19 protein-coding genes are annotated in these 21224 nt (G+C 60.2%); 12 read left to right on the top strand and 7 right to left on the bottom strand.

The features are described 5' to 3' along the window. Positions 1 to 228: 228 nt before the first annotated feature. From FX982_RS02775 to FX982_RS02765, 3 genes are all read right to left on the bottom strand, one after another. Entirely contained in the window at positions 229 to 807 is a 579-nt protein-coding gene (locus FX982_RS02775) for a cob(I)yrinic acid a,c-diamide adenosyltransferase (protein WP_172609566.1), read from the bottom strand. A 4-nt stretch (positions 808 to 811) separates the two neighbouring features. Beyond that, positions 812 to 2860: a sensor histidine kinase gene (locus FX982_RS02770; RefSeq protein WP_172609565.1), complete on the bottom strand. Its 2049-nt coding sequence runs from the start codon at positions 2858 to 2860 to the stop codon at positions 812 to 814. Positions 2861 to 2921: 61 nt separating this feature from the next. Further along, positions 2922 to 3833, bottom strand: a complete 912-nt coding sequence (locus tag FX982_RS02765; RefSeq protein WP_172609564.1) for a putative 2-dehydropantoate 2-reductase — start codon at positions 3831 to 3833, stop codon at positions 2922 to 2924. Between the two features lie 181 nt (positions 3834 to 4014). Between FX982_RS02765 and FX982_RS02760 the strand changes: the two genes are divergently transcribed. Then, positions 4015 to 4500 carry a YajQ family cyclic di-GMP-binding protein gene (locus FX982_RS02760; RefSeq protein ID WP_065992166.1) on the top strand — a complete coding sequence of 162 codons (486 nt, stop codon included), beginning with the start codon at positions 4015 to 4017 and terminating at the stop codon, positions 4498 to 4500. Between the two features lie 151 nt (positions 4501 to 4651). After that, complete coding sequence (locus tag FX982_RS02755; RefSeq protein WP_172612962.1) at positions 4652 to 5500, top strand: mechanosensitive ion channel family protein; 849 nt, start codon at positions 4652 to 4654, stop codon at positions 5498 to 5500. Between the two features lie 258 nt (positions 5501 to 5758). On the opposite strand, the gene FX982_RS02750 is transcribed toward FX982_RS02755, so the two are convergent. After that, complete coding sequence (locus tag FX982_RS02750; protein ID WP_172609563.1) at positions 5759 to 7324, bottom strand: AmpG family muropeptide MFS transporter; 1566 nt, start codon at positions 7322 to 7324, stop codon at positions 5759 to 5761. A 42-nt stretch (positions 7325 to 7366) separates the two neighbouring features. Next, entirely contained in the window at positions 7367 to 7735 is a 369-nt protein-coding gene (locus FX982_RS02745; protein ID WP_241072676.1) for an MGMT family protein, read from the bottom strand. Between the two features lie 160 nt (positions 7736 to 7895). Here FX982_RS02745 and FX982_RS02740 point away from each other — a divergent pair, with 160 nt between their 5' ends. The 5 genes from FX982_RS02740 to groL all read left to right on the top strand — a co-directional run bounded on the left by FX982_RS02740 (position 7896) and on the right by groL (position 12666). Next, complete coding sequence (locus FX982_RS02740) at positions 7896 to 8903, top strand: DUF481 domain-containing protein (protein ID WP_122535949.1); 1008 nt, start codon at positions 7896 to 7898, stop codon at positions 8901 to 8903. A 218-nt stretch (positions 8904 to 9121) separates the two neighbouring features. After that, on the top strand, positions 9122 to 9853 hold the full coding sequence (locus FX982_RS02735) for a HugZ family protein (protein WP_172609561.1): 732 nt from the start codon (positions 9122 to 9124) through the stop codon (positions 9851 to 9853). Between the two features lie 66 nt (positions 9854 to 9919). Continuing rightward, a complete protein-coding gene (locus tag FX982_RS02730; protein WP_172609560.1) occupies positions 9920 to 10426 on the top strand; it encodes an FxsA family protein in 507 nt (168 codons plus the stop codon). A 253-nt stretch (positions 10427 to 10679) separates the two neighbouring features. Next, positions 10680 to 10973, top strand: coding sequence for a co-chaperone GroES (locus FX982_RS02725; protein WP_037014630.1), 294 nt, complete (start codon positions 10680 to 10682; stop codon positions 10971 to 10973). 49 nt (positions 10974 to 11022) lie between these two features. Continuing rightward, positions 11023 to 12666 (top strand): chaperonin GroEL, encoded by a 1644-nt coding sequence (gene groL / locus FX982_RS02720; protein ID WP_122535952.1) that lies wholly within the window; start codon positions 11023 to 11025, stop codon positions 12664 to 12666. A gap of 596 nt (positions 12667 to 13262) precedes the next feature. Here the strand turns inward: groL and FX982_RS02715 are convergent. Continuing rightward, positions 13263 to 14006 carry a phosphatase PAP2 family protein gene (locus tag FX982_RS02715; RefSeq protein ID WP_172609559.1) on the bottom strand — a complete coding sequence of 248 codons (744 nt, stop codon included), beginning with the start codon at positions 14004 to 14006 and terminating at the stop codon, positions 13263 to 13265. 236 nt (positions 14007 to 14242) lie between these two features. Here FX982_RS02715 and colR point away from each other — a divergent pair, with 236 nt between their 5' ends. From colR to FX982_RS02690, 5 genes are all read left to right on the top strand, one after another. After that, the gene (gene colR, locus FX982_RS02710; RefSeq protein ID WP_172609558.1) at positions 14243 to 14926 is read left to right on the top strand and encodes a two-component system response regulator ColR; all 684 of its coding nucleotides are present in this window, start codon (positions 14243 to 14245) and stop codon (positions 14924 to 14926) included. Beyond that, positions 14916 to 16238, top strand: a complete 1323-nt coding sequence (locus tag FX982_RS02705; protein WP_172609557.1) for a sensor histidine kinase — start codon at positions 14916 to 14918, stop codon at positions 16236 to 16238. The genes colR and FX982_RS02705 overlap by 11 nt, the downstream gene beginning before the upstream one ends. Positions 16239 to 16399: 161 nt before the next feature. After that, the gene (locus FX982_RS02700) at positions 16400 to 17068 is read left to right on the top strand and encodes a class I SAM-dependent methyltransferase (protein WP_172609556.1); all 669 of its coding nucleotides are present in this window, start codon (positions 16400 to 16402) and stop codon (positions 17066 to 17068) included. Between the two features lie 4 nt (positions 17069 to 17072). After that, on the top strand, positions 17073 to 17792 hold the full coding sequence (locus FX982_RS02695) for a lipopolysaccharide kinase InaA family protein (protein WP_172609555.1): 720 nt from the start codon (positions 17073 to 17075) through the stop codon (positions 17790 to 17792). Next, positions 17789 to 18016, top strand: coding sequence for a hypothetical protein (locus tag FX982_RS02690; protein WP_065992187.1), 228 nt, complete (start codon positions 17789 to 17791; stop codon positions 18014 to 18016). The genes FX982_RS02695 and FX982_RS02690 overlap by 4 nt, the downstream gene beginning before the upstream one ends. A 119-nt stretch (positions 18017 to 18135) precedes the next feature. Here the strand turns inward: FX982_RS02690 and FX982_RS02685 are convergent, their stop codons facing one another. Then, positions 18136 to 21219: a multidrug efflux RND transporter permease subunit gene (locus FX982_RS02685; RefSeq protein WP_172609554.1), complete on the bottom strand. Its 3084-nt coding sequence runs from the start codon at positions 21217 to 21219 to the stop codon at positions 18136 to 18138. Positions 21220 to 21224 lie beyond the last annotated feature (5 nt).

Below are 21224 nucleotides of genomic sequence, written 5' to 3'. Positions count from 1 at the left end.
GCAAGCTGTCTCTCATCGCACAGAGAGACGCCACAGATGCACCTGCTGACGAAGGAGTTGTGGGAGCGAGCTTGCTCGCGAAGAGTCCTGTACATCTACTAGATATCTAGTGGCTGAAATGCAGTCTTCGCGAGCAAGCTCACTCCCACAGGTTTTGCATTTGCCAGCTGATTAGCGGTGTATCAGCACATCATCACCGCAGCGCAGTCCTGCTTACTCCCTAGCCAATCACTGCGGCTTCTTCGCAGGCTCCCACAAAATCTCCGCCACGCCCTCACGCCGGGCAATGATCCGCGCCGCAACAAACAGCAGATCCGACAGCCGATTGATGTACGCCAGACCAACCCCGGCCAGTGGCTCGATCGCGTTCAGGTGCTGACAACGCCGCTCCGCCGTACGCGCCAGGCTTCGGCACACATGGGCCTGGGCGATCAACGTCGAACCGCCCGGCAGGATGAAATTCTCCAGCGGCCCCAGCTCTTCATTCCAGTGATCGATCGCCGCTTCCAGGCGCTCGATCTCTGCCGCATTCAGCGCCTTGTATTCCGGCATCGCCAGCTCGCCGCCCAGGTCGAACAACCGATGCTGACAGGGCGCCAATACGTCGATGACTTCCTGCAGCGCCGGATGACTCGCGACTGCTGCCGTAAGGCCGGCCAGCAATACGCCCACCTGACTGTTCAGCGAATCAACTTCCCCAATGGCCTCGACCCGCGGGTGATCCTTCGGCACTCGGCGACCATCGCCCAAACCCGTTTCGCCGGTGTCACCCGTGCGCGTGTAAATTTTCGACAAGCGAAATCCCATGGCTCTACTCCCGGTCGTTCTGACCAATGACCTGTGGTGCAGGCATATCTATCGAATTGTCCACCAGCGGCAGACGCAAGGTGAAACAGGTGCCTTGGCCGAGGGTGGAATGCACCTCCATCTGGCCCTTGTGATTGTTGGTGATGATGAAATACGACACCGACAGCCCGAGGCCCGTGCCCTGGCCGATTTCCTTGGTGGTGAAAAACGGCTCGAAGGTGCGCTTGCGTACGCTTTCCGGCATGCCGATGCCATTGTCTTCTACCTGAATTTCAGCCCAGGGCGGGTTCAGGCGCGTGCGCAAAATAATGCGCCCCGGCTCACTGGCATTCTCACGCTGATGGATGGCCTGAGCGGCATTCTTCAGCAGATTGAGCAGCACCTGCTCCAGCTCGTTGGCCGTCGCAGGCACCGGGCCCAGATCAGGATCGAACTGGCGAATGATGTTCTGGCCCTTGAAGTCAAAACCGATGGTCAGGTCAAAGTCGTTGCTGGCGATCTCCACCGCTTGATCAATCAGTGCCGGCAGATCACACGGCGCCAACTGACGGTTGCTGCGGCGGCTGAAGCTGAGCATGTGGCTGACGATCTTTGCCGCCCGCGCTCCGGCTGACTGGATGCCGTCCAGCAACTGCGGCACTTCGCGCGCGATCAGGTATCGATTCACCGCCGCCAGCTCGATGCCTTCCTGCTGGGCCTGCTCGAGATTCTTTGGCAAATCGGGCGACAGCCGACGGCGGATGTTCTGCACGTTGTGCATGATTGCCCCGAGGGGGTTGTTGATTTCATGGGCCATGCCGGCGGCGAGCCCACCCACCGAGAGCATTTTCTCCGACTGCACCATCATTTCCTCCAGCGACAGGCGCTGGGTGATGTCATCGATGCGGATCACCGCGCCACGGCCGGCATCGCCGGTCAGGGGATAGAAGGTGAGGGCGTAATGGCGCGACTCTTCGCCTTTGACCCAAGTCACGCGCTCGATTTTGGTGACGGTGTGGCGTTCGACGGTCTGTTTGATCTGCGGCAAAAACGCGCGCATCGGCGGGAACGCCGAGTAAATCGGCTGGTTCAGCGCTTCGTCCAGTGGCGTACCGGACAGGGCGCCGGCCTCCTGATTCCACTGGGTAACGTACAACTGCTCGTCCAGGGCGATCAGCGCCGACGGCATGGAGTCGATGATGCTGTTGAGGTAGTTCTGAAAGCCCGTAAGCTTCTTCTCGATCTTGCTGCGCACCTGAACTTCAAGCTCCAGCTTGCGGTTGGTGTGACGGGTTTCTTCCGCCAGACCCTGCGCCTGATCGTAGGCGTCCTGGGATTCATCGCGGGCGCGTCTGAGCTGCTGCTCACGGGCTTCCATGCGCGAAAGCATGGTGTTGAACGCCTCGGCCAGCGAACCGATTTCGTCCTTGTTGCCGGGCGTCGCCCGCAGCGCGTAGTTCTCCTCGCGGGTAACCCGCCGCGACAGGTCTTCCAACTGGTAGATCGGCTCGGTGATAAAGCGCCGAATCTGCCGGGCCACACCGGCCCAGAGCAAGATGCTGAAAATCAGGATGCCAAGGCTGGCGGTCAGCGTGCCGGTGTAGAACGCCGTCGGCAATTCGCTGCTGGCGACCAGCAACAGATGGCCCTGCGCCTGTCCGGCTTTGGGAATGGGGATGACCTGAGTGTTGCGAAACTCGGTAACGCGCCAGCTCTCCAGATCCCGGTAGTGGTCGGGCATGCGCAGCTTGTTGCCCTGCTGCATCTGCGCCAGACGCGTACCGCTGCTGTCGTACACCGCCGCCGCCCGTAACGGGCCGTAGTTTTTCAGTTCACTGAGCAACGTCTGGGCGTTGGAGGTCGAAGACAGAGCGTGCTCGGACAGGCCGGGATTGCTGATCAGCCGACCGATCGTTTGCAAAGCCTGGGGCGCCATCGCTTCCTGGGAAATGTAATAGGCGGCGCTGATGAACGTCAGGTTGGCGACCACCAGCACGGTGGTGAGCAGTACCAGCAGGGCGGCCAGGAGCTTTTGACCGACCGGAAGGTTTTCGAGGCGCTGGCGCAATGGCATGGGGCAGGTCACCGGAATGAGGAGCGGGCAGGTTAGCGCTGTTCAGCCGTTGCGCAAACCGTCAGTCGCTGGGCAGGCCGCGGGCGTTGAGGTGTTCGATCAGGCGCAGGCGTAACTGATTCAGCATCGGCGCAGGACAATCGAGGGCAGCCGCCGTGGCGCAGGCATGCCCGAGCAGGTAGCGGATCTCGGTACGACGACCTTGGGCAACGTCCTGATACATCGAGGAATAATTACCGGCGGTGGCGGCAATTACCTGTTGCACTTGATCCAGCAGCCCTTCAGCCGCGCCGGGCTGACCACAGCCGTGCAATACGTGGCCGAGCTCGACGCACAGCGCCGTTACTTCTTCTGCATGAGCCTGGAGCTCTCCGTTGCGGCATTGATGCAACACGGTCAGCGGGTTGATGGCGCAGTTGAGCGCAAGCTTGCGCCAGAGGCGTTCGGATAGGTCGGCGGTCCACTGATGGGGAATGCCGGCCTGCCTGAGGTCGTCCAGCCAGGCGGGCGATGCGCCGTGTTGCGTGTCCCCCAGCCAGTTGAAGCCCTGTCCGGCAAACACCGCGCTCCAGTCTTCATCGCGGTAGGCGCCTTCGGTGCTGGAGACGAAAATGCAGCGTGCATCCGGAATCATGGCGGCTACGGCGTCCTGGCTGCCCAAGCCATTTTGCAGGAGCAACACATCAGCCTTGTCGGTCAGGCGATGGGCGACGGCTGCAACCGCGCGTTCGGCGTCGTAGGCCTTGCACGCCAGCAACAGACGCTCGATGGGCTCGCCTGCGCTGGCGGTCTGTGCCGGGATGGCAAACCTCTGGCGCTCGCCGTTTTCGATAAGTGCCAGACCCGCTTGCGCGTTATAGGCCGCCAGTCGGGCCTCGTCGCGCAAGATCAACCGCACGGGCAGACCCGCCCGGGCCAGTCGCGTGGCCCAGAGAATGCCCAGACTGCCCGCGCCCAGAACGTGCCAGCACACGGGATTCAAAAGAAATCACGCCCGATGACGAAGATCTCGGTGGGCAAGGAAAACGAAATCAACATCGCAGGCTCACATGATCGTGGGAAAAGTCTCGTTATAATGACCGGGCTTTCATACCGTCAAGTCAGGCGTGCTCCATCCATATGTTGAGCCGCGCCGTATCAATTGGAGAATCTACATGCCCTCGTTCGACGTAGTGTCCGAACTGGATAAACACGAAGTCACGAATGCCGTCGACAACGCGATCAAGGAGCTGGACCGCCGCTACGACCTCAAAGGCAAAGGCAGCTTCGAGTTCACGGAAAAAGACCTGCTGATCAAGATGACCGCCGAAGAAGGCTTCCAGCTCGAAGCCATGATCGAGATCCTCAAGCTGGCCCTGGTCAAGCGCAAGATCGATGTGCAGTGCCTGGAACTGAAAGATCCCTTCGCGTCCGGCAAGGTCATGAAGCAGGAGGCCACGCTCAAGGAAGGCATCGACAAGGAGCTGGCGAAGAAGATTGTTGCTCACATCAAGGAAGCCAAGCTCAAGGTTCAGGCGGCGATTCAGGGCGAGCAAGTGCGCGTTACCGGCAAGAAGCGTGACGACCTGCAAGAAGCGATTGCTGCGCTGCGTGGTCACGAGTTCGGCATGCCGCTGCAATTCAACAACTTCCGCGACTGATCGCCCCGCGATTTGCCCTGCGATTTCATGTTGGCTCAGGAACCCGAGGGGTTCCTGTGCGTCCGAATGCAGGTCTCGCTGAAATAACGGGCCCACTCGGCGCCGTTGCTTCAGCCTTCCATGTCGCGACCCCGAGGAGAAATAGATGGACTTGGATTTAAACAGCCAGGTAGACCATCTGGTGAAAGCGTCTCAGGCCTGGATCCCGATGGTCATGCAGTACGGCAGCAAGGTGCTGCTGGCAGTGGTGGTCCTGCTGGTCGGCTGGTGGCTGATCAACAGACTGACTTCCCGCGTGGGCGCGTTGTTGGCGCTGCGCCACGTCGACCTGGCGTTGCAGGGCTTTATCAGCAGCATCACCAACATCATTCTGAAGATCCTGTTGATCGTCAGTGTCGCCTCGATGATCGGGGTAGAAACCACTTCATTCGTTGCCGCGATCGGTGCGGCGGGTCTGGCGATCGGCCTGGCGTTGCAAGGCAGTCTGGCGAACTTCGCCGGCGGCGTTCTGATTCTGCTGTTCCGTCCATTCCGCATTGGCGACTGGATCGAAGCCCAAGGTGTATCCGGCACCGTGGACGGGATTCAGATCTTCCACACCGTGCTGCGCACCGGCGACAACAAAACGGTGATCCTGCCCAACGGCAACCTGTCCAACGGGATCATTACCAACACCAACCGCCAGCCAACGCGCAAGATCACCTTCGACGTGGGCATCGACTACGACGCCGACCTCAAGCAGGCGCTGCAAGTGCTGATGGACATGGCGGACGATCCGCGCATCTTGCAGGACCCGGCGCCGCAGGCGGTGGTCGCGGCATTGGGCGACAGCTCGATTACCGTGTCCCTGCGTGTGTGGACCAAGACCGGTGACTTCGGTGACGTGTCGAACCGCTTCAACGCTGAAATCCGCGACCGCCTGCGCGCGGCCAACATCGACATTCCGTTCCCGCAGCGGGTGATTCGTGTGGTGCAGGACGAGCAGCCCACGAAGGCGTAACGCTCGACCGCAGAAAGCCCCGACTCGTGAGAGTGCGGGGCTTTTTGTTGAGTGGGCCACGGGAGCGTGCACGTCAAACATGGCGACACTGCGGATCGTGAACGCGGACGACAACTTGTGGGAGCGAGCTTGCTCGCGAAGGGGCCGGAGCATACGAAGCATCTTTAGCGGTCGGGCTAGAGTCTTCGTGAGCAAGCTCACTCCCACATTTACGGAGTATCCTGCGCGATCGCACATGGTCCGGACGATAAGCGCTGCCTAGAGCACCGAGTCCACAGGCTTGGCCGGCTCTTCGCCTTCTGCCGCTTCTTCCCGTGCTTCCCGGCGGGCTTCCTGCGCCCAGTGCAGGGCGATCATGAACAACGTCGGCACGCCCATCAATGCGGTCGCCAGGAAGAAGTTGTGATACCCGAGCTTTTCCACCATGACCCCGGAATAGCCGCCGATCAGACGCGGCAACAGCAGCATGATCGAACTGAGCAGCGCGTATTGGGTCGCCGAAAACTTGAGGTTGGTCAGGCTCGACAGGTAGGCCACGAACGCCGATGTCGCGAGTCCCGAGCTGAAGTTGTCCAGCGAGATCGTGACGATGAGCATCTTCAGGTTCGGGCCCATGTCGGCCAGCATCAGGAACAGCAGGTTGGTGGCTGCCGACGTGATACCGCCGATGAACAGGATCGGCAGAATGCCGAAACGCACGATGGCCAGTCCGCCAAATGCCGCGCCGGCCAGGGTCATGACCAGACCGAAGATCTTGCTGACGCTGGCAATCTGATCCTTGGTGAAGCCCTGGTCGATGTAAAACACGTTCGCCATTACGCCCATGACCGTGTCGGACATGCGATACGTGGCGATCAGCCCCAGCAGCAGAAAGGCCTGCCAGCGATAACGCAGAATGAAATCGTTGATCGGCGTCAGCACCGGCGCCAGGCCGCGGCGGCCCATGGACGACAGGCAGGCCACGGTCAGCAGCGTGTAAAGGATCGCACGCAAAAAGGCGCGGTCTTCCATCAGCAGGTCTTTCCAGGTGGTGCCCTGAAACAGCACGCTGGCGAAGTCGGTGTTGTACAGCTGGGTGAACATCGCTGGCACCGAGACCAGCAGAATGATCAGCACGAACACCGAGGCCAGCTGGTGAGCAAAGCCGTAGCGCACGGCCGACAGCTGCGTGCGGATCGGCACGGACGGTTCACGCATGATCAGGCTGGTGATCAGCGCAGGCACCATGAGCAGGCCGAACAGCACGTACGTGCCGGCCCAGGCCGAGTGTTTGTAGGCGAAGCCGGTCGAACCGAAGCCTTCGGCGAAGTACAGCGCGCCGGCAGTGGCGAGGAGGGCGGCGACGCGGTAACCCGCCATGTAGCTGGCGGCAAGGGTCGCTTGCTGGCTGTCGCTGGCGATTTCCAGGCGGTAGGCGTCGATGGCGATGTCTTGGGTCGCCGAGGAAAACGCGACCAGCACGGCAATCGCGATCAGCCACGACAGGTGCTGCTGCGGGTCACAGAAGCCCATGCCGATCAGGCCCAGGGTGACCAGCGATTGCGAGAGTACCAGCCACGAGCGCCGTCGGCCGAGCCGGCCCAACAAAGGCAGGCTCCATTGATCGAGCAGCGGCGACCAGACCCACTTAAAGGCATAGGCCAGACCGATCAGGCTGGCATAGCCAATGGTTTCACGCGCGACGCCGGCTTCACGCAGCCAGACCGACAGCGTGGAGAACACCAACATGTAGGGCATGCCCGCGGCAAAACCGAGCAACAGGAGCACAAACGTAGAGGGGCTGGCATATGCGGCGAGCGCGGCGCGCCAGGTTTTGCGGGGCATGGGCTGGAATCTGCCTCAGGTTACGTAAACAAAGCGCGCACTCTAACCGTTGTGCTCTGTCGGGCGCCAGCCATGACGCTGCATATCCACACGATTGTTACGGATGGTCACGCCCTCGGCCCGCAACCGTGCGCGTTGCTCTTCGCCCGAGACGGTTCCGGGGGCCAGGCTGATGCGCCCGCCAGCGCCGAGGACGCGATGCCAAGGCAGACTGCTGCCGTCCGGCAACTGACTCAGCGCTCTGCCAACGAAGCGTGCCGCTCGTCCCAAACCGGCCAGCTCGGCCAGTTGGCCGTAACTGACCACTTTGCCCTCCGGGACTTGATGCAACGTAAGGTATAACGCCGTGCGCCGTGCCTCTGCGGGAGAGAGACCGTTCGGGTCGCCGTGCGCGGGAGATTGTTCGATCACGCATTCGTTCCTGTAAAAGGGATGAACGGGAATTTTCGATAAGGAACTTGAGAAATTTCCTGCTGTCAGTGTTACCTGTGTCGGCGGTCTGCCGATTGCCACGACGTTATCCATCCGGATAATGCCCGATTTCCCGCGAACCAGAGCCTTGTCGTTGCTTATGTTGTCCAGAACCCTGTTGTGCGTTGCGTTTGCCAGTGCCTCTACTCCATTGCTCGCTGACACCGTCTGGTTGAAGAACGGTGACAAGCTGACGGGGACTATCAAGGTCTTCGACGGCGGCAAGCTGCTGCTCAATACCAAATATGCAGGCGACATCCCGCTGGACTGGAAGGAAATCAAAACGCTGGAAAGTGACCAGCACCTCCTGGTAAAGCAGGACGCCACTACAGGCGAGATCTCCAAATCGCTGCAGCCGGCCGAAGACGGCAAGGTCACCCTGGCCAACGGCGATGCGCCGAAGACGGTTGAGCTGGCAAGCATTCAGCAGATCATGAAGCCCAAGCCGGTGGTCACCGATCTGGTGTGGAAGGGCAATATCGATGCAGCGCTCGACTTCCAGCGCGCCGAGAACGACACCGACGATTACAACATCGCCTTCAAAACCTCCGCGACCCACGGCCAGTGGCGCCACAACGCCAAGGGCGAGTACAACCGCGAGTCGCAGGACAGCCTGACCACCACCAACAACTGGGACGCCGAGTACTCGGTCGACCGGTTCTTTACGGACAAATGGTTCTGGGACGGTCGCATTACCTACAAGCGTGACACCATTGAAGACCTGGCCCGTCAGCGCACCGTCGGTACCGGTCCGGGCTACCAGTTCTGGGACGACGAACTGGGCGCGTTCAAAGTCGGCGCGCTGCTTAACCGCACCGATTTCGAATACTCCAACGGCGAGAAGGACAACTTCTATTCCGTGTCCGGCACGTGGGACTACAACCGTTACCTGATCGGCAAGAAGGTCGAGTTCTTCACCAACGGTGAAGTCGGCAAGCCTATCAGCGGCGTAGCTGACTATAGCCTCGAGACGGAAGTGGGCCTGCGCTACAAAGTCACCGAATGGGCGTCGCTCAATCTCAAGGCCGAGAAGGACATCATCAGCGGTTCCGACAACGGCGATCTGGACAAGACCCGCTATACCGCCGGTTTCGGTGTGGCCTGGTAACGTCTTCTCTATAACGGCTGCGCGCGCGTAAACGGAATCCTGATGCGCGCGCCGGTCGGTTTCATTTTCCACGCGTATTCTTTTACGCGAACCCTCCGCAAAATCGTCACTCCCGCTCAATCTGGCACCTTCCACCGATAACGCTTATCGTGTGGCATGCGTCGCCGTCAGCTGCTTCGCGTCCCCCGATGCTTTCGTTTTTTGTTCAGGAGCCCCATATGAGCGCCAGCGCCAACCGGCAAGCCCGTACCTTGCTGCTCAAGGAATACCGTGGCGTGTTGTCGACCCATTCCAAGTCGATGCCCGGTTATCCGTTTGGCTCGGTGGTGCCTTACTGTCTGGACGATCAAGGCCGTCCGCTGATCCTCATCAGCCGCATCGCACAACACACCCACAACCTGCAACTCGACGCCAAGTGTTCTTTATTGGTGGGCGAGCGCGGCGCCGAGGATGTGCAAGCGGTGGGGCGCGTCACGCTGATGGCCGAGGCTGAAAAAATCATCGACCACGCCCAGGTTGAAGCCGCCGCTCAGCGTTACTACCGTTATTTCCCGGAATCCGAGAGTTACCACAGCGCCCACGATTTCGATTTCTGGGTGCTGAAGCCGGTGCGCTATCGCTTCATCGGCGGGTTCGGCGCGATCCACTGGCTGGACGACGCAGCGCTGGCCAATCCCTTCGCTGGCGCTGCCGAGCTGAGCATGGTCGCGCACATGAATGCCGACCACGCCAAAGCCATCGCCCACTACGTCGAACTGGCCGGTCTACCGAAGACTGAACTCGCCACGCTGGTGGGCATCGACAGTGAGGGCATGCACTTGCGCCTGGGCCAGAGTCTGTACTGGCTGGCCTTCGCAGAGCCCTGTAATACGCCGACACAAGTCCGCCAAGCCTTGACTCAGCTGGCTCACGCTGAAAAATGGCCCACACTTGAACAGGCTGAGGCTTGAATTAACGACTTTGCGACGTCACGTAAGGTCTACTGGAAGCCTTCTTCCGTCTAGGAACTCACTTTGATGCGCGTTTTTCTTTTGCTTTTATTGCTTTTTCCGGTGCTCGAATTGTTCGTGCTGGTGAAAGTCGGGATGTCGATCGGCTTTCTGCCGACCTTCCTGCTGGTCGTTGCCGGGTCGATGCTCGGTGTTTTCGTGGTGCGGATCGCCGGTGTGGCCACCGCGTTGAGCGCCCGACAGAGTCTGGCCCGTGGCGAACTGCCCGCTCAGCAGATGCTCGACGGGCTGATGATGACCATCGGCGGTGGCTTGCTCGTGCTGCCTGGCTTCATCAGTGACGTGCTGGGCCTGCTTTTCCTGATGCCTTTTACCCGTCGCCTGATCGTCGGCAAGGTGCGCAACCGTGCCGAGGCCCAGGCCGCGCGCCAGCGTGCGTTTGCCGAAAACATGCATGCGGCAAATTCGACCGGCTCCATGCACCCCGGTGCTGCCCGTCCTGAAGCACGTCGCCCTGAAGTCATCGAGGGTGAGGTGATCGAAGGCGAATTCGAGCCGCTGGATAAAAAGTGATTCAACGCCACCATGACACGGCACCTGCGGGTGCCGTGTTCGTTTTTGCGACCGCCATTCATGCAAAAAATTTCTACGGTCAGCCTTGAATTCGGCTTGCTCGCCCTTATGTATGGGTCACCGCAAGGTTTCTGGCGCGTTTCGTCAGACCGTATTCTGCGGTTCGCTCGCGAACCGTAACCGGCAAGCCCGGATGTTTTAACCCGCCGGTGTCTGCACCGGGCGTTTAAAAACCATAATTAGGAGATCGACAATGAAGCTTCGTCCTCTGCATGACCGCGTCGTAATCCGTCGCAGCGAAGAAGAAACAAAAACTGCTGGCGGTATCGTGCTGCCTGGTTCGGCTGCTGAAAAACCTAACCGTGGCGAAATCCTCGCCGTCGGTAACGGTCGCATCCTGGACAACGGCGAAGTACGCGCGCTGGCCGTGAAAGTGGGTGACAAAGTGGTGTTTGGCCCTTACTCCGGCAGCAACACTGTGAAAGTAGACGGCGAAGACCTGCTGGTGATGAGCGAGAACGAAATCCTCGCGGTCGTCGAAGGCTGAGTTGATACCCCATTTCCCGTTACTACAAAGTATTTAAGGAATAACGATCATGGCTGCTAAAGAAGTTAAGTTCGGCGATGCTGGCCGTAAAAAAATGCTGGCTGGTGTCAACGTCCTGGCCGACGCAGTAAAAGCAACTCTGGGCCCAAAAGGCCGTAACGTCATCATCGAAAAAAGCTTCGGCGCTCCGCTGATCACCAAAGACGGTGTGTCCGTAGCCAAAGAAATCGAGCTGAAAGACCGTTTCGAAAACATGGGCGCGCAGCTGGTCAAAGACGTTGCTTCCCGTGCAAACGATGACGCTGGCGACGGCACCACTACGGCTACCGTTCTGGCTCAAGCCATCGTCAACGAAGGCCTGAAAGCCGTCGCTGCGGGCATGAACCCGATGGACCTGAAGCGCGGCATCGACAAGGCGACCATCGCCATCGTTGCCGAGCTGAAGAAGCTGTCCAAGCCTTGCACCGACTCCAAGGCCATTGCCCAGGTCGGTACTATCTCGGCGAACTCCGACAACTCCATCGGCGACATCATTGCCGAAGCAATGGACCGTGTAACCAAAGACGGCGTTATCACCGTTGAAGAAGGTTCGGGCCTGGAAAACGAGCTGTCTGTTGTTGAAGGCATGCAGTTCGACCGTGGCTACCTGTCCCCGTACTTCATCAACAAGCCGGACACCATGGTTGCCGAGCTGGACAGCCCGCTGTTGCTGCTGGTTGACAAGAAGATCTCCAACATCCGCGAAATGCTGCCCGTTCTGGAAGCCGTTGCGAAAGCTGGCCGTCCTCTGCTGATCGTCGCTGAAGACGTTGAAGGCGAAGCGCTGGCGACTCTGGTCGTGAACAACATGCGCGGCATCGTTAAAGTTGCAGCGGTCAAGGCCCCTGGCTTCGGCGACCGTCGCAAGGCCATGCTGCAGGACATCGCTGTTCTGACTGGCGGTACCGTTATCTCGGAAGAGATCGGCCTGAGCCTGGAAACCGCTACCCTGGAACACCTGGGTAACGCCAAGCGCGTTGTGCTGAACAAAGAAAACACCACAATCATCGACGGTGCCGGCGTTCGTGGCGACATCGACGGTCGTATCGCGCAGATCCGTCAGCAGATCGGCGACACGTCTTCGGACTACGACAAAGAGAAGCTGCAAGAGCGTCTGGCCAAGCTGTCGGGCGGCGTTGCAGTGATCAAGGTCGGTGCTGGTTCCGAAGTTGAAATGAAAGAGAAGAAAGCCCGCGTTGAAGACGCCCTGCACGCAACCCGTGCAGCCGTTGAAGAAGGCGTGGTGCCTGGCGGTGGTGTTGCACTGGTTCGTTCGCTGCAGGCGATTTCCGAACTGCGTGGCGACAATGCTGATCAGAACGTCGGTATCGCGCTGCTGCGTCGTGCGGTTGAAGCACCTCTGCGTCAGATCGTGGCGAACTCGGGCGACGAGCCTAGCGTTGTGGTCGACAAGGTCAAGCAGGGTACCGGTAACTACGGTTACAACGCTGCGAGCGGCGAGTATGGCGACATGATCGAGATGGGTATTCTCGATCCGGCCAAGGTGACTCGCTCTGCTCTGCAGGCTGCTTCGTCGATCGCCAGTCTGATGATCACCACTGAGGCGATGATTGCTGATGTGGCTGATGAGAAGGCTGCCGGTGGCGGTATGCCTGACATGGGCGGCATGGGTGGTATGGGCGGCATGATGTAAGCCAGCCGGTCCCCGATGTAGAAAAAACCCCGCTTAGGCGGGGTTTTTTTATGGGCGGCGCTAAATGACTCCCTCCGCGAGTGACCTTTGAAAAGCCTCAGGATCAAGAGCGTCTGCCTAGGGGCAGACATTTCGCCTCCGGCGAGTTACTTGGAAAAGCACCCCAAGTAACCAAGGGTGCTTGCTCCTGGTTGGGCCCGACTTCGTCGGGTTCCTTCACTCCGGTCTCGCTCCGTGGGCCCGCGCCGAACGGACATCCATGTCCTGACGGCGCTCTCGCCGCATCCATGCGGCTCGGCCCACTGCGCGAGACCTCCGTTCAGCCTGCACCCAAGTCGCGTTTGGCGGTGCTTGGACTTCTTGTGCACGAAGATCAAAGGCAGATGCAGATCAAAGGCAGATGTAGATCAAGGGCTTCCCGGCTAAAGCCGGTCCCACAGGGTGCACGCGGTGCTTTCAGTGGGACCGGCTTTAGCCGGGAAGAGGCCAGCAGGAGCGCTGGCATTGTTGGACTTGATTGAAGGGGACTGAGCTGATCGTGCCCACGCTCTGCGTAGGCATGCATCCCGTGACGCTCCGCGTCACTCTGGAAGCGATTACCCTGTAACGACTTCTCCATTCACCACCACATCCTCCTTCTTCGCCGGTCGGTACAGCACGACGTAATACGCGCCCAGGCAAAGCAGCCAGCAGAACACGGCTGTCCAGATGTTGTGGGAGAAGAAGTGCGCGCCTTGAAGCATTCGACCGATGGAGAAGACGGTGCCCAGGCTCGCCGCGAAGATCAGGCCGGCTTTGGCCAGGCGGGGTTTGCGGTCGCGGAAGACGAAGAACAGGGCGAAGAGTGTGAAGCCGGTCGCGGCATGACCGCCGGGCCAGCAGCGGCCGGGTTTGTCGGTGGGGGGGCGGGGGCTGAGGAGCTCGCTGTAGGTTTCCTGGCCGCCGAACTCTTTCAGGCTCCACGGGCATTGCACCGATGTCACGACTTTCACCGGCGTCACGAAGCTGGTCGATAACGCCATCGACAGCACCATGCAGCCCAGTTCACGTTTCCAGGGTTTGAGCACGCTGACGAAGAAGGAGGCGATGAAGCTGGCAAAGGACAACACCCCGATGGCGATCACGGCCTGTTTGGCGCGGTCGTGCAGGACGTCTTCGAGGAAGAAACTGTGCCGCCCGATGAATTCTCTCGCCACCGGGTCGTAGGCCAGTTTGGCGATGTCCATGTCCAGCGAAGTCAATTCAAGCAGAATCAGAACGACGGCGGCCACGGCCGGGATGCCCAGGTAAACCCAAAAGTTGATCGGACGTGAAGCGGGCCGTTCAAGTGCGTGTGACATGGCGAATCCCGTGTAGTGGGCGAGGGGAGAGCGGGGGGCGTATTGAGCCGGAGCGGTGCGAAGTCTGAGCAGAATGCTGTCGCGGCGCCGTGAACCGCGAGTGAAAAAAACGTTATGCACGGCGGTGCTGGCCCTCGAGCGCGCATCGCCGTAAGCTGCCGCCAACTCAGACCTTGTTGAGCGGCATCTCACGCCGTGTCCCGGGTCTCGCCACACCGCATAGGGAGACACGCGCCATGAGAATTCTGCTGGTTGAAGACAACCGCGACATCCTGGCAAACCTCGCCGATTACCTCGGTTTGAAGGGTTATACCGTTGACTGCGCGCAAGACGGTCTGTCCGGCCTGCACCTGGCGGCGACCGAACATTACGACTTGATCGTGCTCGATATCATGCTGCCCGGCATCGACGGCTACACCCTGTGCAAGCGCCTGCGTGAAGACGCCCGCCGCGACACGCCGGTAATCATGCTCACCGCCCGCGATCAGCTTGACGACCGGTTACAGGGGTTTCGCTCCGGCGCCGACGACTACCTGCTCAAGCCGTTCGCGCTATCGGAACTGGCGGCGCGTATTGAAGCGGTGCTGCGGCGTGCCCAGGGTGGCGGGCGGCGTACCCTGCAGGTCGCCGATCTGATCTACGACCTCGATACCCTGGAAGTGATCCGTGAAGGGCGCCTGCTCAAACTCAACCCGGTTGGGCTTAAGTTGCTCGCAGTGTTGATGCAAAAGAGCCCTCACGTCCTGCGTCGTGAAGTGCTGGAAGAAGCGCTGTGGGGCGATGATTGCCCGGACAGCGACAGCTTGCGCAGCCATGTTCACCAGTTGCGCCAGGTCATTGACAAACCATTCGCCAAACCACTGTTGCAGACAGTCCATGGTGTCGGATACCGCCTCGCAGAGGGGCGTGATGGAGTTTAAGCAGAGCCTCGCCCAACGGATCATCATTGCCTTTGCGCTGATGAGCGCGCTGGTTGCCGGGTGCTTCGCGATGGGTATCGTCGCGACGGTGCACCTGGTCGAAGAAAAGCTGATTTCGGCAGGACTGGGCGGCGACCTGACGCGTCTGCTGCTGATGGACAGCGTCAACGACTGGAACCACCGCCCGGAGCCGGATCAGCTGTTTTACTTCAGCGGCGGTCCGGGGGATTTCGAGCTGCCAAAGGACCTGCGGCATCTTGAACCGGGCTTTCACGAAGTGTTTCGCGGGCCTTTGTCGTACCACGCCATGGTTGAGATCGTCGACGGTCGCCACTATGTCTTGCTCCAGGATCAAAGCGATTTCGAAGAGCGTGAGCGCGTGCTGTTCGCCGTCGTGCTGGTGGGCTTTGTGCTGGCATTGGCGCTGGCGATTTTCCTCGGCTGGATACTGGCGCGTCGAGTGATGGCGCCGGTGGTCCGGCTGGCGCGACAGGTGCGTCATCGCGATCAGTTGCTCGGCCTCGCGCCGCCCCTGGCCCCCGACTACGCCGCCGACGAAGTGGGTGAGCTGGCGGTGGCCTTTGACGCCACGCTGGGCCGTCTCCGTGACGCGCTGACCCGCGAGCGGATGTTCACCAGTGATGTCAGCCACGAACTGCGCACGCCGTTGATGGTGCTGGCGAGTTCCTGTGAGCTGCTGCTGGAAAACCCGGCGCTTGACCAACGCGCACGGGCCCAGGTCGAGCGCGTGGCGAGGGCCTGCGAAGAAATGCGCGATCTGGTGCAGACCTTCCTGATGCTCGCCCGCACCCAGCGCGATGACCTGGCGCTTTATCCCCAGCTGACCCTACACGGCGCTGCCCAACAGCTGATCAGCCTGTGGCGCGAACCGATCGAACGCAAAGGCCTGACCCTGGAATACTTGCCCGGTGAGCCTTCCGAAACGGCTTACAACGCGACCTTTCTTTACGCCGTGATGGGCAACCTGCTGCGCAACGCGCTGCACTACACCGAGATCGGCTTTATTCGCCTGACGCTGCGCGAAGGCGGGTTCATGGTTGAGGATTCCGGCGTGGGCATTCCGGAAGAAAAACGTGAGGCGATGTTTCAGCCATTCGTGCGCGGCACCGAGCAACGGGGCGAAGGTCTGGGGCTGGGACTGTCGTTGGTGCAGCGCATCTGCGAAAACCAGGGGTGGTCGGTCAGCCTGGACACCATGGAGCCAAACGGCTGCCGGTTCAGCGTAGACATGGGTTTGCGCCCTGGCAAAGACCCCATGCGGATCCCGGCGACAAATGTACAGCCTGTGTAAAGGTGCTGAAATGGACCGGGACATGGCCGTATGCTGGCCCTAAGTTCTTGAATAATCTCGTAACATTTGTTCACTTTTCCGGACGCTTTTTTCACATTCATCTGACCTGAGCGTGACGCTTCGCTGCTTAGTTTGGCCCTCTTATCAAAGGAGAGGCAGCCATGAGCAAGCGGATCGAGCTGGATTTTTCGCGTAAATACGACGACGAACACGCTAAAAGGTATCTACGCAAACACAACGACGGACTGGCAAGACGCTTGTCGGATCGCCGGGATAAACAACTGGCGCGTCGCGCGCTGGCGCTAGCGGGCGAACCGGGGCTGGTGCTGGACCTGCCCTGTGGCGCCGGACGTTTTTGGCCAGTACTGGCCGAAAAAGCCAACCGGGTGATTATCGGGGCGGACAATTCGGCGTCGATGGTCAAGATTGCCTGCGAGTCGCAACCTGCGGAAATCGTCAAACGCGTCCAGCCATTGCAGACCTCGGCCTTTGCGATCGAGATGCCGGACAACGCTGTCGACAGCATCTTCTGCATGCGCCTGATGCACCACATCGGCAAGGCTGAAGACCGCGCCGTGTTGCTGAAAGAGTTTCACCGGGTGAGCCGGGATAGCGTGATTGTGTCGCTCTGGGTGGATGGCAATTTCAAGGCCTGGAAGCGCAGACACGCTGAAAAATCAAGGCCGCAACGTGATTACCAGAACCGCTTCGTGCTGCCGGTTGCGACCGTGGAAGCCGAATTTGAACAGGCAGGGTTTCGGATTCAGGAGCGCCTGGATTTCCTGCCGATGTACGCCATGTGGCGTGTGTATCTATTACGTAAGAGGTAACAGGATGGCCGTGGATTTCGCAACAGAGTTAGCCGTTCCCGCCAAGGACCGCTTCGCCTACTTCTGGAATACGCGAGGCGAATGGGTCGAAGAACCTAACGTGCGCCGTGGCGGTGAAAGTGGCGTGCAGCGTGTCGTCTCGGAAAACGGTCGGCTGCTGTATGTGAAGCGCCAGACAGGCCATATCTATCGCAGCTGGTTGCACCCTTTCGGTCGCCCGACCGTTCTGCGTGAGCGCGATGCCCTCGAAGGCCTCCGCCAGCTCGACGTCAATGTGCCGCGCATGGTGTTCTGCGGTGCCGAGCGCGACGAGAACAACGAGTGGCGTGCGTTGCTGGTCACGGCCTCGCTGGACGGCTTCGACGAATTCGAAAACTGGCTGCGCGCCGGCGGGCGCGAGCAATACGGCGAAGTGGTGTACGAGCAGATGCTTCAGGAAATCGCCAGCAACCTGGCCCGCATGCATAAGGGTCGCTGGCAGCACAGCTGTATCTACATCAAGCACGTCTTTGTTCGCGTTGTAGGCGAGGGCGCCAATGCCAAGGCTGAGGTCGCGCTGCTGGATCTCGAGAAGTGCCGTCAGCGCCTGACGTCTTATGCCGCCGCTCAGCACGACATGAAACAGCTTCGTCGCCATTCGTCGTTTCAGCCTGCGGACTGGAGCAAGCTGGTCTATTTTTACGAGACCGCGTTTGGCAGGCCCATCAAAGGTTTACAGCGATGAAGTTAGAAATGGCGCGAGGTTTGTTTTTGGTCGGAGCGTTGGGAGTGACTTCCATCGCTTTGGCCGCCTGGGATCAGCCCGGTCCGAAGATTTTGAGCGCAGTGCATGGCGAAGGCCATTGCCCGCTGCCTCGAGTGGCCAAGGTGTCTGACACGGCCCGACCCGATCACGATCTGCTGTTGTTGATGTTCGGCCTGGCCCAGGGGAGTGGACCGCAAGGCTGACTCCTTCCTGTTGCGTTGACCCAAAGGCCCCGAAAAATCAGGGCCTTTTTTATTGGCGCCGTGGGACGTCAGCATTTGCACGTCCCATTGGCGCGATGTAAATCCCCTACAGAATTGCGTCAGGCACCGCTACTCGTAGGGGGGATACCCGCATCGCCGATGGCACTGCTGTCAGGCTGCGCCTCATCGCGCCGCGCCAGCAGCGTATACACGCACGGCAGCACGAACAGCGTGAACAACGTCCCCACTGACATCCCTGTGGCAATCACCAGACCGATGTCGAACCGGCTGACCGCCCCCGCGCCGGTCGCGAGGATCAGCGGCACCATGCCGAACACCATTGCCGCCGTGGTCATCAGTACGGGTCGCAAGCGAATTGCCGCCGCTTCTTCGACCGCTTCCCGCGCCGTCAGGCCTTTGTCGCGGCGTAGCTGGTTGGCGAATTCGACGATCAGAATGCCGTGTTTGCTGATCAAGCCGATCAGCGTGACCAGACCCACCTGGGTATAGATATTCAGCGACGAGATGCCGAGGAACAGCGGAATCAGCGCGCCGCAGATCGACAGCGGCACCGTGACAAGAATCACCAGCGGATCGCGGAAGCTCTCGAACTGTGCCGCCAGCACCAGAAAAATGATCGCCAGGGCCAGTCCGAACGTGACCCACAACGCATTGCCTTCCTGCACGTACTGGCGCGACGCGCCGGCGTAGTCGTAGGCGAAACCTGGCGGCGATTCTTCGATCGCGATCTGTTTGACCAACTCGATCGCCTCAGCCTGACTCACCAGTGGGAAGCCGGAGATGATCGCCGAGTTGAGCTGCTGGAACTGATTGAGCTGCCGGGGTCTGGCCCGGTCGCTGACAGTGATCAGCGTCGACAACGGCAGCATCTTGCCACCGGTGTTCTTGACGTAGTAATTCGCCAGCCAGGCCGGGTTGTCGCGGTAGGCCCGTTCAACCTGCGCGATGACCTTGTAACTGCGCCCGTCGATGGTAAAGCGGTTGATTTCCGCCTCCCCGAGCAACGTCGCCAGGCTGCCGCCCAGGTCCTGCATCGACACGCCCATCTGCGCGGCTTTGGCGCGGTCGATGTCGACCACCACTTCCGGCTTGTCGAACGCCAGGTCAACGTCCAGAAACGCGAACTTGCCCGAGTCGGCGGCGCGTTTCTTGATGCGATCCGTCACCTCAAGCAGCGCGGCGTAGTCACCCGGTGTATTGATCACGAACTGAAACGGCAGCCCTTCGCCGGTGCCGGGCAACGACGGCAGGTTGAAGCCGAATATCTGCAGCCCGGTAATACCGTTGAGCTTGGCTTGCACTTCGGGCAACAGCTCCATTTGCGTGCGGCTGCGCTCGTCCCATGGCTTGAGCAGGAACCCGCCGACGCCGGTCTGCACGCCATTGAAACCGTTAATCTGGAACGAGGAGTAATACTCCGGGAACGCCTTGAAGAGGCTGATGAACTGATCGGTGTATGTGTTCATGTAATCAAGGTTGGTCGGCTGCGGCGCCGTCGCCATCATGAAGATGATGCCCTGGTCCTCGTCCGGCGCCAGTTGCGACTGGCTGAGCTTTAGAAACACCGGAATCAGGCATAGCACCAGCACCGCAAACACGATGACCACCGGCCGCGTATTCAGCGTGCCGTGAAGGACACGCTGGTAGCGGACCTTCAGGCTTTCGAAGGCGTGATCAAGCTTGTGCGCCAGGCCGCTGGGATTCTCTTCCCGGCGCAGGAGCACGGCGCACATCATCGGCGACAGGGTCAGCGCGACGATCCCGGAAATCACCACCGCACCCGCCAGCGTCAGCGCGAACTCCTTGAACAGCGCGCCGGTCAGTCCCTCCAGAAAACCGATGGGTGCATACACCGCTGCCAGGGTGATGGTCATCGATACCACGGGCATGGCGATCTCGCGAGCGCCCTCGATGGCCGCATCGAAGGGCGTCTTGCCTTCTTCGATGTGCCGGTGAATGTTCTCCACCACCACGATGGCGTCGTCCACCACCAAGCCGATGGCCAGCACCATCGCCAGCAGCGTCAGCAAATTGATCGAATACCCCATCAGCTGCATGAAAAACAGCACGCCGATCATCGACAGCGGGATGGTGATCACCGGGATCAGCACCGAGCGCAATGCACCCAGAAACAGGAACACCACCACGATGACGATGAGCACCGCTTCGATGAGGGTTTTCACCACTTCATGGATCGAAGCCTGAATGAACAGCGTGGCGTCGTAGGCGATGGACGCTTTGAGGCTCGGCGGTAATTGGGCTTCCAGCTCCGGCAGGATGCGCCGCACTTCCTTGATCACGTCCAGCGGGTTAGAACTGGGCGTGCCCTTGATGCCGATGTACACCGACGGCGTGCCGTCGAACGAGCTGACCGTGTCGTAGTTTTCGGCGCCCATCTCTACCCGGGCTACATCACCCAGCAGTACGCGGCTGTCGCCCACGGTCTTGAGCGGAATCGCCGCGAAGGTCTCCGGGGATTTCAGGTCGGTGCTGGCGTTGACGCTGGTGACCACGTACTCGCCCTTCACCTCACCCGCAGCGGACAGGAAGTTGTACTTGCGCACGGCTTCGGTGACGTCGTTGGCGGTCAGGCTGAAACCGGCGAGTTTGACCGGATCGAGCCACAGGCGCATGGCGAACACCTGATTGCCCAGAATCTCCGCTTCGGCCATGCCTGGCAGCGTCGCCAGCTTTGGCTGAATGACCCGGGACAGGTAATCGGTGATCTGCGGGTTGCTCAGCTCGGCGCTGTAGAAGCTGATGTACATCAGCGCCGAGGCGTCGGCGGCCTCCTTGCTCAGGACCGGGTCTTCGGCGTCCTGGGGCAGCTTGTTCTTGACTTCGTTGGCCTTGGCCAGCAGCTCGGTGTAGAGGCGGTCGCTGTTGGAGCCGATGCGCGCATAAATGGAAATGACCGAGAAGTTCTGCCGACTGACCGAGGTCATGTAGTCGATGCCTTCGGCGCTCGCCAGACTTTGCTGCAGCGGCTGGGTGATATAGCCCTGAATGGTTTCGGCGTTGGCGCCAGGGTAGGCCGTGGTCACGGTGATCAGCGCGTTTTCCATCTGCGGGTACTGGCGGATGGTCAGCTTGCTGAACGCCTGAAAACCCAGCAGCACGATCAATAGACTGATCACGCTGGCAAGCACCGGGCGACGGATGAACGGGTCTGTAAAGGCCATGATCG

Origin of the sequence: Pseudomonas graminis (assembly GCF_013201545.1) — a bacterium.
In the GTDB taxonomy this organism is placed as follows: domain Bacteria; phylum Pseudomonadota; class Gammaproteobacteria; order Pseudomonadales; family Pseudomonadaceae; genus Aquipseudomonas.
The sequence above is the reverse complement of the archived record's forward strand: the minus strand, read 5'-3'. Positions and strand labels throughout refer to the sequence as shown.

What these genes read in the sequence shown, in the direction of transcription:
- FX982_RS02775 (WP_172609566.1), bottom strand. Translation starts at nt 807, where the DNA reads ATGGGATTTCGCTTGTCGAAAATTTACACGCGCACGGGTGACACCGGC.
- FX982_RS02770 (WP_172609565.1), bottom strand. Translation starts at nt 2,860, where the DNA reads ATGCCATTGCGCCAGCGCCTCGAAAACCTTCCGGTCGGTCAAAAGCTC.
- FX982_RS02760 (WP_065992166.1), top strand. Translation starts at nt 4,015, where the DNA reads ATGCCCTCGTTCGACGTAGTGTCCGAACTGGATAAACACGAAGTCACG.
- FX982_RS02750 (WP_172609563.1), bottom strand. Translation starts at nt 7,324, where the DNA reads ATGCCCCGCAAAACCTGGCGCGCCGCGCTCGCCGCATATGCCAGCCCC.
- FX982_RS02740 (WP_122535949.1), top strand. Translation starts at nt 7,896, where the DNA reads ATGTTGTCCAGAACCCTGTTGTGCGTTGCGTTTGCCAGTGCCTCTACT.
- FX982_RS02735 (WP_172609561.1), top strand. Translation starts at nt 9,122, where the DNA reads ATGAGCGCCAGCGCCAACCGGCAAGCCCGTACCTTGCTGCTCAAGGAA.
- FX982_RS02730 (WP_172609560.1), top strand. Translation starts at nt 9,920, where the DNA reads ATGCGCGTTTTTCTTTTGCTTTTATTGCTTTTTCCGGTGCTCGAATTG.
- FX982_RS02725 (WP_037014630.1), top strand. Translation starts at nt 10,680, where the DNA reads ATGAAGCTTCGTCCTCTGCATGACCGCGTCGTAATCCGTCGCAGCGAA.
- groL (WP_122535952.1), top strand. Translation starts at nt 11,023, where the DNA reads ATGGCTGCTAAAGAAGTTAAGTTCGGCGATGCTGGCCGTAAAAAAATG.
- FX982_RS02715 (WP_172609559.1), bottom strand. Translation starts at nt 14,006, where the DNA reads ATGTCACACGCACTTGAACGGCCCGCTTCACGTCCGATCAACTTTTGG.
- colR (WP_172609558.1), top strand. Translation starts at nt 14,243, where the DNA reads ATGAGAATTCTGCTGGTTGAAGACAACCGCGACATCCTGGCAAACCTC.
- FX982_RS02705 (WP_172609557.1), top strand. Translation starts at nt 14,916, where the DNA reads ATGGAGTTTAAGCAGAGCCTCGCCCAACGGATCATCATTGCCTTTGCG.
- FX982_RS02700 (WP_172609556.1), top strand. Translation starts at nt 16,400, where the DNA reads ATGAGCAAGCGGATCGAGCTGGATTTTTCGCGTAAATACGACGACGAA.
- FX982_RS02695 (WP_172609555.1), top strand. Translation starts at nt 17,073, where the DNA reads ATGGCCGTGGATTTCGCAACAGAGTTAGCCGTTCCCGCCAAGGACCGC.
- FX982_RS02690 (WP_065992187.1), top strand. Translation starts at nt 17,789, where the DNA reads ATGAAGTTAGAAATGGCGCGAGGTTTGTTTTTGGTCGGAGCGTTGGGA.
- FX982_RS02685 (WP_172609554.1), bottom strand. Translation starts at nt 21,219, where the DNA reads ATGGCCTTTACAGACCCGTTCATCCGTCGCCCGGTGCTTGCCAGCGTG.